This is a genomic window from Nostoc sp. (assembly GCF_036917275.1).
Taxonomy (GTDB): Bacteria; Cyanobacteriota; Cyanobacteriia; order Cyanobacteriales; family Nostocaceae; genus Nostoc.
Genome location: NZ_JBALDF010000056.1, coordinates 59,340 through 71,973 on the forward strand (window position 1 = coordinate 59,340; position 12,634 = coordinate 71,973).

General features: G+C 42.2%; 14 protein-coding genes and 1 pseudogene. 3 read left to right on the forward strand and 12 right to left on the reverse strand.

Annotated features, from left to right (window positions below; translation table 11 throughout):
* Positions 1-26 precede the first annotated feature (26 nt).
* From V7K35_RS21085 to typA, 11 genes and pseudogenes are all read right to left on the reverse strand, one after another.
* A complete protein-coding gene (locus tag V7K35_RS21085) occupies positions 27-521 on the reverse strand; it encodes an LptA/OstA family protein (RefSeq protein WP_335081274.1) in 495 nt (164 codons plus the stop codon).
* Between the two features lie 258 nt (positions 522-779).
* Positions 780-1,172: a DUF309 domain-containing protein gene (locus V7K35_RS21090; RefSeq protein WP_335081276.1), complete on the reverse strand. Its 393-nt coding sequence runs from the start codon at positions 1,170-1,172 to the stop codon at positions 780-782.
* Positions 1,169-1,534, reverse strand: coding sequence for a ferredoxin thioredoxin reductase catalytic beta subunit (locus V7K35_RS21095; protein WP_273762344.1), 366 nt, complete (start codon positions 1,532-1,534; stop codon positions 1,169-1,171). The genes V7K35_RS21090 and V7K35_RS21095 overlap by 4 nt, the downstream gene beginning before the upstream one ends.
* 215 nt (positions 1,535-1,749) lie before the next feature.
* Complete coding sequence (locus tag V7K35_RS21100; RefSeq protein ID WP_335081279.1) at positions 1,750-2,931, reverse strand: DUF58 domain-containing protein; 1,182 nt, start codon at positions 2,929-2,931, stop codon at positions 1,750-1,752.
* Positions 2,932-3,017: 86 nt separating this feature from the next.
* Positions 3,018-3,149, reverse strand: a complete 132-nt coding sequence (locus tag V7K35_RS21105; protein WP_442939752.1) for a type II toxin-antitoxin system HicB family antitoxin — start codon at positions 3,147-3,149, stop codon at positions 3,018-3,020.
* 38 nt (positions 3,150-3,187) lie between these two features.
* Positions 3,188-3,775 (reverse strand): Uma2 family endonuclease, encoded by a 588-nt coding sequence (locus V7K35_RS21110; RefSeq protein ID WP_335081281.1) that lies wholly within the window; start codon positions 3,773-3,775, stop codon positions 3,188-3,190.
* Positions 3,776-3,894: 119 nt separating this feature from the next.
* On the reverse strand, positions 3,895-4,128 hold the full coding sequence (locus tag V7K35_RS21115) for a hypothetical protein (RefSeq protein WP_335081284.1): 234 nt from the start codon (positions 4,126-4,128) through the stop codon (positions 3,895-3,897).
* Positions 4,112-4,225 (reverse strand): annotated as a pseudogene (locus tag V7K35_RS21120) (BrnT family toxin); the annotation flags it as partial. The pseudogene V7K35_RS21120 and the gene V7K35_RS21115, both read right to left, overlap by 17 nt.
* A gap of 60 nt (positions 4,226-4,285) precedes the next feature.
* Positions 4,286-5,248 (reverse strand): hypothetical protein, encoded by a 963-nt coding sequence (locus tag V7K35_RS21125; RefSeq protein WP_335081289.1) that lies wholly within the window; start codon positions 5,246-5,248, stop codon positions 4,286-4,288.
* Positions 5,245-6,210, reverse strand: a complete 966-nt coding sequence (locus tag V7K35_RS21130; protein ID WP_335081291.1) for a DNA-methyltransferase — start codon at positions 6,208-6,210, stop codon at positions 5,245-5,247. Before V7K35_RS21130 ends, V7K35_RS21125 begins: the two co-directional genes overlap by 4 nt.
* A 178-nt stretch (positions 6,211-6,388) precedes the next feature.
* Entirely contained in the window at positions 6,389-8,179 is a 1,791-nt protein-coding gene (gene typA / locus V7K35_RS21135; protein ID WP_335081293.1) for a translational GTPase TypA, read from the reverse strand.
* Between the two features lie 535 nt (positions 8,180-8,714).
* On the opposite strand from typA, the gene V7K35_RS21140 reads away from it, so the two are divergent.
* From V7K35_RS21140 to V7K35_RS21150, 3 genes are all read left to right on the forward strand, one after another.
* Positions 8,715-9,302, forward strand: a complete 588-nt coding sequence (locus V7K35_RS21140) for a Panacea domain-containing protein (protein ID WP_335081295.1) — start codon at positions 8,715-8,717, stop codon at positions 9,300-9,302.
* Entirely contained in the window at positions 9,274-9,651 is a 378-nt protein-coding gene (locus tag V7K35_RS21145) for a hypothetical protein (protein WP_335081297.1), read from the forward strand. The genes V7K35_RS21140 and V7K35_RS21145 overlap by 29 nt, the downstream gene beginning before the upstream one ends.
* Before the next feature lie 377 nt (positions 9,652-10,028).
* Positions 10,029-11,081 (forward strand): hemerythrin domain-containing protein, encoded by a 1,053-nt coding sequence (locus V7K35_RS21150; protein WP_335081299.1) that lies wholly within the window; start codon positions 10,029-10,031, stop codon positions 11,079-11,081.
* A gap of 81 nt (positions 11,082-11,162) precedes the next feature.
* Here V7K35_RS21150 and V7K35_RS21155 read toward each other — a convergent pair whose 3' ends face one another.
* Complete coding sequence (locus V7K35_RS21155; RefSeq protein ID WP_335081302.1) at positions 11,163-12,347, reverse strand: M20 family metallopeptidase; 1,185 nt, start codon at positions 12,345-12,347, stop codon at positions 11,163-11,165.
* Between the last annotated feature and the right edge of the window lie 287 nt (positions 12,348-12,634).

The window sequence follows — 12,634 nt, forward strand, 5'->3', positions numbered from 1 at the left end:
TTCGCGCCCTTTCTTGATAGTAAATGCTAATTAGAACGCTTGAATGCTGGTGTCTGTGGAGCAGGTTTTGCAGTTTGTCCATCATTATCTGATTCCTGGATCATGTAGATGGACTCTACCTGACGATTGGATTGGGGTAAGGCAACAAATCGCCCTTGATCAATTAAATAGGTTACCTTCTCCGCCCGGATACTGTTACCGCCCTGTTGCAAAATATAGACATTGCCACTGAAATCAATTCGGCGTTCCTTACTAAAATACTGTGCTTGGGCAGATGTTGCTTGAATTTGGCGAGCCGGATACGACATTTGCACGTTACCGCGAGCAGTGATTACTTGATTTTTGGCGTCATATTCTTGTACATCAGCACGGATAGTGAGGGGGCGATTTTCTCTCGGTGTTTGTGCAGTAGCAGTTTGCAATTGGTTAGGGAAGGCGACGCCCAAGAGTGTAACTGGCAGCATTAAAGCTAATCCAAAGCGACGCATCTGGGATATGGGCAATTGATAGCAGGGCATCATAGCAATTGGGGATTCAGGATTTCAGCTTGCATTCTAATTATCCAAGTACTTTATCCAGATATGAAATATCCAATCTGGAGTGATTTACGATAACTACTGGCTGAAATAGTGACGCTACCCCCAACCTCAAGGTTTCAGGTAATTGGTCTTTGAGTGAAAATGACGTAGGCACAATACCCTACGGGAAGCCGCTTTGCGTCTACATGAATTGTGCCTACCAAGGATTTCGAGCAACGCATAATTAATTTCAACAGATGTCTAATCAGTAGTTAGCAGAATTATAGGCAAAGATAAGACTTGATTTTCACCCAGATCACCAGCTGTAATCTTATCTGGACCTATTTGTTGTAATGTCGTCAACAATACTGCGCTCTGACTCAATAGCTCATCTACATCAACGCCGCTGTAACTAGATGGGTAACGCCGCAGGCGATTGCTACCTTCTCCCAGTAGAATAACTGCACCTCGCCAGTTTCGATTCTCCAAATGATACAGCGCTACAGCAATTTGGAGAATGCCTTGATAAAAGGTTCTTTCCGGTTCGCCAGCTTCAATCCACAAAGCTTCTAAAGTGTCATGACAGGCGTAGAACTCACCAGAATTGAACTGTTCTACGCCTTGCCAAAACTCTTGGGGGATGGTTTGGCTCATCCCATGCTATCTCGTACTTCTTTAATTGTTTCGAGAGAGATTTCTTGTTTTTCTCCAGCAAACTCGTTGTCAGGGGTAAGGAACAACATGCAGTGACACTCTTTGCGTTCTCTCATTGGTACACAGGGACAGTTCCAATATGTGCCGTGAACCTCAGCCTCTTTATCTTCGTAATGGCGACAAGGACATAAAGGCGCACCCAGTTCATCTTTATGTTTGGCTAGTCCCTCGATCACAACTGCGGTAACAGAAGGTTCAGAACAAAAGTATGTTCCAGTCCGCTTGGCGTATTGTTCGGAAAAATGCCGCATTGCCTCTAGGCTTTTATCGCTGGATTTTGTGTTAGCTTCTGATGAGATCATGTGGATCGGCGACTCATAATTTAAATATTTCTTTGCATTGTACCTCAGCCTCATGTGGGGATTACTGGGTGTTTTTCCCCAACCTTACCTGCTCAAATTGTTTTAGCTTTGCTCAAAGGCTGATATGTCCGGTGGGCTGGGATCAGAGAAAATCTAGGAAATCGCAGAAGCTTAACTTGTCAGCAGTCTTTTGGAATTATAAAATTTGAATTGATTTATGAATGTAATGTTTTTTGTAGTTGGAGTTGCAGAGAATGTAGGCGTAGCCCGTCGGAGACATCGCTTTGCAAAACTATACCAGGGTGTTCCCAATTGATTACCTCTTGTGCTGGTGGTGAGGAAATATTTGGCCACATTACCCAGCGACTGCCTTGAGGAAGAGTAGAAAGACTCAGGGAGTTTTGAGTCAGCCAAATCAAGGGATAGCTTTTAGGAACTACTGAACTGGCATCTTCTAAGGCTGTGGTTGCTGCTAAGGTTTCTAAAACAAAACGCTCACCTTTGATTAAACTTGTTGATGCTGTCCACAGTTGCACCTCTAATTGCTGTTGCTGTGCATAAAAATACAGTGATGCTGCGGCAATTACTGCTTGTTCAAAGTTTTCTTCTTCCCAATTGCTAGTGCTGTCAAGGGCAATAACTATCTCTTGTCCACCTGTAACCATTTCTAACTCCCGCACCCTTAATTCGCCATAGCGGGCGCTAGTTCGCCAATGAATTAGACGAGTAGGATCTCCGAGGCGATAAGGACGGAGCGATCGCACCAGCCCTGTTGTCGCTGTCTGCAAGGGTCTACCACGAGGATCGCCCCTTTTGCTCTCTTCTTGCCCCATTTCATCCACTAAGGGGCAGGTAGCCAAGGGTAACACTGTGGGATAGACGATCGCTGTGGCAGCACAATCACGTTGACGGCGACACCAAAACAATCCCAAAGGCGCACCAGAACCCAGTTCGACTGTGTGCCAACGATAGACGCCCCGACGCTGGGTAGGGTGGTAGTATACCCAACGGTAACTGCCTTGGCTAGGAATTGTTTCTATTGCTTTTTGTACTGGTTTCCCTAAGACGAAGGGTAGTATATCTTCGACTTGCAATAAGCTTACAGGCTGCTGCGTCTGATTGCGGATTTCTAATTCCACCGTCAGATCATCGCCTGCTGACACAGGTTGGATGGGACGACGGGTGATGGATAAACCTGTGAGCGATCGCGGCGGTAAGATGGCTGCTACACCCAAAAGGGCAAAACTGATGCCGCTAATGGCGTACAGCCAACCAGCCATCGTATTGATACCAGCTCCAAAAAAACAAATAGCCGTTGCTGCTAGTACCCAACCGCCGTATGCAGGGGCACAAGCGCGGGTTTCTAACCAATTGGTGATGGGTTTGATGATTTTCATGTTTCTTTTTTAACCCAATACCACCCGAGATTCACAGTGTCTCAAAGGTTCGCCAAAAAAGCCATAATAGTAATATTTATGAAGCGTCAAGCAATTTGAAGCGTGCTGAGTTCAGGGATGGATTCGCCTTCTGCTTCCCAAGCTTCCAGGTACATTTTAATCACTTCTTCGCCATTATCAATGGCTTCCTCACGAGTTTTGTCATAAGTGCAAGGCATGACAACACGATTAGCAAACTCTGGAATTGTGATTAGTGTCAATTTTTCCGCTGTAACCAAGCAAAAACTTCATCAACAGAGAGTGTCAAATTTAAATCTTCTAACACTGGTAATATATCTTTTCCTGCTAACAAATGTGGCAAAGAATTAGGCTGATAAACTAAAATACAGTGTTCACTTGGATCAATCAACCATCCTAGCTGACTGCCATTTCTCAAACAGTGTAAAATATTGCCAGTTACTTTAGTTTGACTTTGAGCCGGGGAGAGAATTTCTATTACCCAAGCAGGTGCAAAATTAATACCACTGCTAATAATCTCACCACTTTCATCCAGTGGTAGTTGATTGGTAGAAATAACAACCACATCAGGAACTACTGAACGATTACCGCAGGTACAGCGCAATTCAGGAAAAGCTTCGTAGTTACTACCCAACGCATCAATCACTGCAACTAAACGTTTTTGCAATAAACTGTGTTTAGCCCCTCCCATTGGTTTCTGAATTGCCTCTTTGTTAATATATTCCCAAGCTGGTGACTCCTCAATGTATGGAAGTTTTAAGAACTCTTCTAGAGTCGTGCTTTCTGAAACTGTAATTTTTCCTTGCGTCAACTCAATATTTTTCATAATTCGGTTGGTTACAAGTAAAAGCAGGTCAGCCGTTGGAACAAGTGGTTTTTCAACAGGTCAGCTTTCACAATATTCACTTTCCTTGCGTTTGGCTTTACGAGCCGAAATGATCTCGATTATGTTGTTGTGTTGGTCTGCTGACGTTGAGCGACCTGAATTAACAACCTCAATGCGTCATTCACCGCTTCATCGTTGGGAAAAGCTTGGGCAACATCGGGATCTAAAAGCACTAAGTTGGTTTTTGTCCGATATCGCTCAACATATTTACCTCTAACCCCCCCTTTCATTTGAGCGAAGTCGTACTCAGGACGTAATTCATCTTCCATTTCGTTTTCAACTTCCTTCTTCATAAAACCTCTTCTCTTGGCGAGTAGCTTTTCTGGCGCTAATAATTCGTATCTTTTCCTCTCTATCAGTATGTGCAACAACTAAAAGTTGTTCAAACCTATAACCTTTCAACTGCGCTTTCATCGATATCTAATTTTTAGATCGCAATAAACTTTACTATTATTCGGTTTCCTCGTTCTCACCTTCCTCAATTTCAACTTCTTCCAAAGACTGCCCATCACTACTGAGTAACTGCCAAATATCACGATAAAATAAATTGTCAATGGTCTGGATGTGTTGTGAAAGCAATCCATCCGTAATCATATTCGGACGAATATCGCAGTAATATACACCATCGAGTGGATTTAGTTTGATGGTGTAAGCTTTGAAGTGTCCTGGCAAAAACGTTGCATTAATGCCATAACGATTTTGCTGCTTTGCTTTTTTTCTCTGCACATCGTTTAAGAAAATTGCAATGTGAGGCAAAGCAGTGCTGGTTAGCTTGTTGTATAAGAACTTATCTACAAAAATTTTATCAATACGGTCTTTACTCGAAGTTTTAACCGAACCAATTATCTTGAGATCGTCGTCTTGACTAATCAACAAGTCATGCTGATAGCTAGTATGAAATAATATTGCTCCGCTCTCGTCTCTAACCGGAACTTGTACTGTTCCAGAAACGCAATCTACGTTTAGAGATGCAATCAAAAGTCGAATTAGACGCTCGAAAAGATCCCCATTCACTTTACGAGCTTGGTTAGACTTTCCAGAAGGTAATGCGTCGAGAACTGCCCCAATAGCTTGCTGAACTGTATAGATGGTAGAGATGACAACCTGCCTCAATGAGTCATCAGGTAACTGTCTCTCTCGCAACTGTTCAAGAGCTTGTAAAAATTGATTAGAAGCAATATCAAATGTTTCTGCCTTATACATTAACTGAGTATTTATCGGGCGAGTTATGTTGTAATAACCATCATCCCGATATTGATAAAACTGGTAATGATTTTCATTTTGTGAAACAATTCTGGCTTGTAAACCCGTCGTTATAAATTGTAGATAATTTCTACAAAAGGTAATATAGCTTTGAATAGTCTGAAAACGTTCTTTGTCTACTACGTGATTTACCAAATCCTCTAGACTCATCGGATAGACTCTCTTCGTTCTGCATTTTTACGATCAAAGGCTATCCATTCTTCCTTTGTCATGCGACGGACATTTTCTAATCGTCTAGTTGCCCAACAGTTGTACTCAATATTTAAATCGCATCCCATCCAGCGGCGGTTAAGCTGCTCTGCAACCACAAGAGTTGTTCCTGAACCTGAAAATGGGTCAATGACCAAATCTCCTTCTTTAGATGATGCAAGAACAAATTTTCTCAATAATTCTTCTGGCTTTTGAGTTGGATGGGGTGTTGTCTCACCCATCCCGTTACAAGTAGTAGGAATCTCTATTACGTCTTTGGGCTTCGCACCTTTTGGGTTAGGTGTCCAATTATTATGTTTCTTGATTGCTCCCTTTCCGTAGGCGCTTGTCTCTGCTTGCGGGTGAGATGGATATTTTAATGTATGCGCGCTATAAGGAATTCGTACATCGTCAATACTTAGTTTAACGGCATCAGATTTACGAAAATGAATGATGCTTTCATGAGAACGTCCCCAATCACTACCTAAGTTAGCCTTGTTTTTATAGTGCCAAATTAACCAACGACAATTTTTGAAATATTTTGATGCTGGATGCTTTAAATCAGCCAAGATTTCGGAAAAACCACAAATATAAAAAGAGCCACTTAACTTTAGTATACGTGAAGCTTCACTAATCCATTGAATTGACCACTCAATATATTTCTCTTGGTTCTCAAAGTTGTCCCAGTCAGCTTTCTTAATGTTATAAGGTGGGTCAGCAAAAACTAAATCAACGCTTTCACTATCAAGCGATGCAAGCCAATCAATTGAATTACCTTGATAAAGCTGTCCCTGAGGATGTGTGTATTGCAGTTGAAATCCTTGTGTTAAAGGTTGCAATTCTTCTTCACCGACTTGTTGCTCTGCAACTTTAACATCTAGAGAGATTTGTGCCATGTTCAATGCACTATTATAACTGACCATTATTGTTCATCCTTCGCCATTTACACAAAAATCTGGTGTTAAATTATATTACAAAGATACATCTGAACACTTAATCTTTCATAGTAAGCCGAATCCGAACCTAATTAGGTAGGTGTAACTAACAAATCAAAAAGCCCGCATCCGCGGGCTTTCTCAATTAATTAAGTTATTACTTGACTTAGCGTTTCGCCAACTTCTTTGACATCTTCCGTAGACGAATTGATTGGGGCGTAACTTCCACCAATTCATCGGAGCCAATATATTCCAAAGCACGTTCTAAGCTCATGTCTATCGGTGCTTGCAACTGAACCAGTTCATCGCTACCAGCAGCGCGGTGATTGGTTAACTGCTTGGTCTTACAGATATTCAGTTCCAAATCTTGGGGACGATTGTGTTCTCCCACAATCATGCCTCTGTAAACCCTTGTACCAGGAGTAATAAAGAATGCTCCTCTATCTTCAGCGTTTCTCATGGCGTAGAAGGTAGAAACACCCTCTTCAAATGAGATTAAAACGCCTTTGTTACGGGCTTCAATGTCGCCACTGAGTTGACGGTAGTCTAAGAAGCTATGGTTCATGATGCCTTCGCCACGAGTCATCCGCATGAATTCACCCCGGAAACCAATCAATCCACGGGCGGGAATGACAAACTCTAGTTGGGTGCGATCGCCACTACCTGGTTGCATATCTTGCATTTCGCCTTTGCGTTGTCCCAGGCGTTCAATACAGCTACCCACAGCATCAATAGGAATGTCTAACACCAAGAGTTCAAAAGGTTCGCAAGGTTGGCCGTTGACTTCGCGGTAAATAACCTGTGGCTGAGATACCTGAAACTCGAAGCCTTCCCGGCGCATGGTTTCAATTAAGATACCCAGGTGGAGTTCTCCACGACCGGAAACGAGGAATTTATCGGGAGAATCGGTTTCTTCAACACGCAAAGCCACGTTGGTTTCAAGTTCGCGGAATAGGCGATCGCGCACTTGTCTTGATGTCACCAACTTGCCTTCTTGACCAGCAAAGGGCGAATCATTCACACAGAAGGTCATTTGCAAGGTTGGTTCATCCACTTTGATTAGTGGTAAAGCTTGCGGTTCATTGGGGTCAGTAATCGTTTCCCCAATATAAGCATCAGCGAAACCAGCCACCGCGACAATATAACCTGCGGTTGCTTCTTCCAGGTCTACGCGCTTCAACCCTTCAAAGCCCATCAACTTGGCAATTCTACCCTTGACAATGGTGCCATCTTCTGTTACCAAAGCTGCTTGTTGTCCTGAGCGGATAGTACCGTTGTGAATTCTGCCAATAACAATCCGTCCCAGATATTCAGAATAATCTAGGGTTGTGACTTGCAATTGCAGAGGCTTATTGCTGTCGCCCACTGGTGAGGGAACGTGTTGCAGAATTGCGTTAAAAAGAGGTTGCATATCTACCGATTCTGCTTCCAAGCTTTCTTTAGCAAAACCTGCCATACCAGAGGCAAACAGATAGGTAAAATCACACTGGTCTTCATCTGCCCCTAATTCCAAGAACAGATCCAATACTTTATCGACAGCAATGTGAGGGTCAGCTTGACCACGGTCGATTTTGTTGATCACAACAATGGGGCGCAACCCTTTTTCTAAAGCTTTTTTCAGGACAAAGCGTGTTTGGGGCATGGGGCCTTCGTTGGCATCGACAATCAGAAGACATCCGTCAACCATGCCGAGTACTCGTTCGACTTCGCCACCAAAGTCAGCGTGTCCAGGAGTATCAACAATATTAATTAGTGTTTCTTTGTAGCGAACCGCCGTATTTTTGGACAGGATAGTAATACCCCGTTCCCGTTCTAGGGCGTTGGAGTCCATAACGCAATCCGGAACGTCTTCGCCTTCGCGGAAAATGCCGGATTGTTTGAGGAGTGCGTCAACCAGGGTGGTTTTACCGTGGTCAACGTGGGCGATAATGGCGACGTTGCGAATTGGGAGCGTCATAGAAACTTTTGGTGAACTCTAGAGGGGGTTTTGAGATTTACATTTGAATGCTAGGCTTTTGTAACAGAATTAGGTATCATTAGCAAAACTCTGTAAAGAACCTTTAACAATTCTAGCGTAATCGTCACAATTGCGGTGAGGTTTGTCAAGGCTGCATTGCGATCGCCTGAGTACACGTCACCGTAAAAGGGCTTTGGAAATATTGAAACTTGATGTTGGGTTTCACTACCCTTCTCCTGTCGGAGACGCTACGCGAACGGGAAGCTACCCTTTGGCTGTCTACGTTCTACCCAACCTCCGAATGATTAAATTTCATACCCTTTTTGTGCTGTCTCGACCAAATTAGAAATAAAGGGTGAAGACAAGTAGACGAAACAGCAGGAGAATTAACCGTAAAGGTTGAGGTAGTGAACTAGGAGATTAATTTTTAATAGTAAAAATGTACTATTTTAGAGATTTCAACTAAAATAGTAAGTGTAAGTGACCGTTAAAAATAGCTAAGATAGTTAACCAGTCTTAATTTGCGAGTCTGATTATGATTGATTGTCTAAATGTGGCTCGCTACTTCATCGTCAGAGCTTACGAAGACAGTATAGAAGCAGAAATGACCAATATGAAGGTTCAAAAGCTTCTGTATTACGCGCAAAGCTTACATTTGGCGATGTATGATGAGCCATTATTTGAAGAAGAAATACAAGCATGGCGCTATGGCCCTGTTTGTCCTCCGGCTTACAGGTTTTACAGTGAATTTGAAGCTAAACAATTACCTATTCCTAGTCAAGAATTACTGTTACAGATGCCTGAGGATAACAGACAACTTCTAGAAGAAGTATGGGAATATTTTGGTGGCTACCATGCTTATCAACTTAGTGGTATGACCCACTTGGAGTTTCCTTGGAAAAAGGCGCGTAAAGGTTTGCTACCTGAAGCTAGCTCAACTAAGCCAATTCTTCTTGAAGACTTGAAAGCATTAGGACATCAGAAACTAGACCAAATAGAGCGTGACCATCCTGCCTATCAATTTGTAATGCAGGAAATTTTAAAGGACGCTTGTACTTCGGAATCATCAACTCGTATTCGTAAAGGAGAAGTGCGTGACTGGCTCAACTCCCTTCTCGATTGAAAAATCCGATAATTTCAGACGTTCTTTCAAAAAACTTGCAAAAGCTTACAGATCAGATTTTGTCGAGTATATTGCAGAAGTTTTAGAAGATTTAATTGAGGATCAATATCCCATCAATTCTCGTAACGAACCTTTACCTAGAAAGATTGAATTAGCTGAAGGATGGTCATTTCACAAGCTAGAGTTGAAGGTATCCAAAGGTGCTTCGGGACAAATTAGATTAATGTATTTAGTCAATACAACTGATTGTGTAATCAAGCTTGTGTGGATTTATAGCCATGAACAATTTGAAAAACGCCCTACTGAGGTGGATTTAAAGAGCGTTCTTAAAGAAATCTTAGATTATTAATATTTGAGTTTTTAGATTTAAGTAGCTAAGTATAAATCAATTAAAGTTTGTAGTAAAAACTTTAGTCCTGATAATTGTTGTTTTGAGAGATGAATCACTTATTAGCAACTATAGGTTTATTTTATGCTTAATTATACTTATCCATTTAAAATATATTATTTTATAAAACTAACATTAAAATGTTATCCGCCTGGAGATAGAATACAGATTTAAATATTATCTATCTGAAAGTATAATCACATAATTTGTAACTAAAAATCTTGTTTTTCTACCTATAGTTGTGAGAGCGATCGCTCAAAAGAAAGATGGAATATCCCTAACCTCTATGTCAAAGTTATATCAGTTAAGAATTATGAACACTGCCGAGGAGAACACTGATGGTAGCTACTTTAGATGATACGAAACGCAATGCTATTGCTCTGAAATTGGCAGACCTGAAAGCACTCCAACAATTGGTCATCGAAAAAGAGCAACTCTTTTTGAAAGAAGGACTTGATGCCGAAATTGCTGATCGCATCCGAAATTTTATCAATGATGATCAAAAAAATCTTGGCGTTCTGGAAACCATAATTGGTCAGTATGGCATTCAGGCTGAACCAAGAAATATTGTGAGAGAATTTATTGAAAAATCGAGAGAATTGTTCAAAAGTTCTGAGTTAAGCCTGTATGACAAAGTATCTCAACATGAATTGCTGAAACATCAACTAGTAACCACTGGCTTGATAATTCACAAGGCTGCTCAAAAAGTTGGTGCTGACGTTTTGCTAGCGATCGCACCTTTAAATACCGTTAATTTTGAGAACCGCGCTCACCAAGAGCAACTCAAAGGTATTTTAGAAATTCTCGGTGTCCGCGAACTCACTGGACAAGATGCAGATCAAGGAATTTGGGCCCGTGTTCAAGACGCTTTGGCCGCAGTCAGTGGTGTGGTAGGTAGTGCTGTTACCCAAAGCAGCGACAAAAAGGATATAAATATCCAAGATGTTATCCGCCTCGATCATGGCAAGGTAAATACCCTATTTACCGAACTCCTGCAAAGCGACAATCCACAGAAGATCCAAGAATACTTTGGTCAAATTTACAAGGATTTAACTGCCCATTCTGAAGCTGAAGAGGAAGTAGTATATCCAAAAGTACGTCCTTTCTACGGTGAAAACAACACTCAAGAATTGTATGACGAACAAGCCCAGATGAAGCGGGTATTAGATCAAATTAAAGCTATCAGCCCTTCTTCATCTGAATTCAAAGATCAAGTTAGACAGCTTATGGAAGCTGTTGGCGATCATATTCGTCAAGAAGAAAGCACAATGTTTGCTGCCATTCGCAACAACTTGAGCACTGAGCAAAGTGAACAACTGGCTACTGAATTCAAAGCTGCTAAGACCAGAATTCAACAAAAGCTAGGTGTTGTTAATGAAGCGAATGTGTAGGATGCTTTCGAGCTTTCTATATCCGTTAAAAAAAGTTAGTTAAACAAAAACTCCCAGCAGATCAGCGCTGGGAGTTTTTGTTTAAAGATTTTGCTGACAGTATTTATAAGCCGCATAGGCCATAGTCACAACCCCGGTAATAATAGCAGATTCATCGACTTCAAATTGGGGATGGTGTAATGGGTGGTTAATGATTCTTTCTTTGTAGCCTACACCCAAGCGAAACATCGAACCGGGGGCGTGATCCAAATACATAGAAAAATCTTCAGATCCAAGGGAGGGTTCGAGTAAAACTTGGACGCGATCGCTACTCCAAGCTTCTTCGGCGGCTGATTGCAACAATTGCGTCAGGATGTAATCATTTTGGACGCTGGGTACACCCTGGTGATAATTGACTTCATACTTTGCCCCGTAAGTATGGCAGATATTAGATACAATGTTTTCAATCCAGTTCGGGAGCTCGGCACGAGTTCCGGGATGGAGCGATCGCACGGTTCCTAATAATTGCACTTTATCTGCAATTACATTCGGCGCTTTGCCACCATTAATCTTCCCTATGCTCAATACTACAGGACGCAAGGCATTTTGTGTCCGGCTGATAGCTTGTTGAAGTGCAGTAATCACTTGGCAAGCAATCCAAATTGCATCAATTGCCTCATGGGGACGCGCCCCGTGCCCAGATTCTCCCATAATTAGAATCTCTAAATTATCAGAGGCGGCTGTCAATGCTCCGTAACGCACACCAATAGATCCTGCGGGTATAGAAGGGAAAACATGAACCCCTAATACAGCCGAGACGTTTTCCATAGCGCCATCTTTCATCATCCAGTTTGCCCCTTGAGCAATTTCCTCGGCTGGCTGAAATAAAAATCGCACTTTACCACCCAACTCCTCTGCAACTTGAGACAGCACCATCGCTGTTCCTAATCCGACTGTGGTGTGGACATCATGACCACAAGCGTGCATAATACCCTCTGCGCCAGAGGCGTATTCCAAATTGGTGCCCTCTTGAATTGGCAAGGCGTCCATATCGGTACGAATTGCCAATAAACGGTCATTTTGGCTAGTGCCTTGCAGTTCTCCAATGACGCCCGTTTTGCCAACTCCCTCTTGTACATGCAGACCACTGGAAGACAAAACACCAGCCACATAGGCTGCTGTTTGGTACTCCTGACCGCTGAGTTCTGGGTGAGAGTGGATGTGGCGGCGAATTTCAATCAAGCGAGGCGCTAATTCTGCTGCTAAGTCTTTAATACGGGTAAGCATCGATTTAATTAATCTATAGGCTTTTTTCCCATGATAAAGAAATGTTAACAAACAAAATGCTTTTTGCCATACAACCATAAGTGAAGGATGAAGCAAAGCGGCAGGGGGGAGGAATAATTACTCATGACTTAAACAGTGAAAACCTGAAACTTTGATCCCCCTTAAAAAGACTACTGTGTACACACAAGTCTCTCTCGATGCAATTTATGGTTTATCGAATAGTGCAATCAAACCTCAACCTGCTTTTGCTACGCAAAACCTATCCCTCTCCTTAGTAAGGAGAGATT

What these genes read in the sequence shown, in the direction of transcription:
- V7K35_RS21100 (WP_335081279.1), bottom strand. Translation starts at nt 2,931, where the DNA reads ATGAAAATCATCAAACCCATCACCAATTGGTTAGAAACCCGCGCTTGT.
- typA (WP_335081293.1), bottom strand. Translation starts at nt 8,179, where the DNA reads ATGACGCTCCCAATTCGCAACGTCGCCATTATCGCCCACGTTGACCAC.
- V7K35_RS21115 (WP_335081284.1), bottom strand. Translation starts at nt 4,128, where the DNA reads ATGAAGAAGGAAGTTGAAAACGAAATGGAAGATGAATTACGTCCTGAG.
- V7K35_RS21125 (WP_335081289.1), bottom strand. Translation starts at nt 5,248, where the DNA reads ATGAGTCTAGAGGATTTGGTAAATCACGTAGTAGACAAAGAACGTTTT.
- V7K35_RS21110 (WP_335081281.1), bottom strand. Translation starts at nt 3,775, where the DNA reads ATGAAAAATATTGAGTTGACGCAAGGAAAAATTACAGTTTCAGAAAGC.
- V7K35_RS21150 (WP_335081299.1), top strand. Translation starts at nt 10,029, where the DNA reads ATGGTAGCTACTTTAGATGATACGAAACGCAATGCTATTGCTCTGAAA.
- V7K35_RS21090 (WP_335081276.1), bottom strand. Translation starts at nt 1,172, where the DNA reads ATGAGCCAAACCATCCCCCAAGAGTTTTGGCAAGGCGTAGAACAGTTC.
- V7K35_RS21130 (WP_335081291.1), bottom strand. Translation starts at nt 6,210, where the DNA reads ATGGTCAGTTATAATAGTGCATTGAACATGGCACAAATCTCTCTAGAT.
- V7K35_RS21155 (WP_335081302.1), bottom strand. Translation starts at nt 12,347, where the DNA reads ATGCTTACCCGTATTAAAGACTTAGCAGCAGAATTAGCGCCTCGCTTG.
- V7K35_RS21105 (WP_442939752.1), bottom strand. Translation starts at nt 3,149, where the DNA reads ATGCCTTGCACTTATGACAAAACTCGTGAGGAAGCCATTGATAATGGC.
- V7K35_RS21095 (WP_273762344.1), bottom strand. Translation starts at nt 1,534, where the DNA reads ATGATCTCATCAGAAGCTAACACAAAATCCAGCGATAAAAGCCTAGAG.
- V7K35_RS21085 (WP_335081274.1), bottom strand. Translation starts at nt 521, where the DNA reads ATGATGCCCTGCTATCAATTGCCCATATCCCAGATGCGTCGCTTTGGA.
- V7K35_RS21140 (WP_335081295.1), top strand. Translation starts at nt 8,715, where the DNA reads ATGATTGATTGTCTAAATGTGGCTCGCTACTTCATCGTCAGAGCTTAC.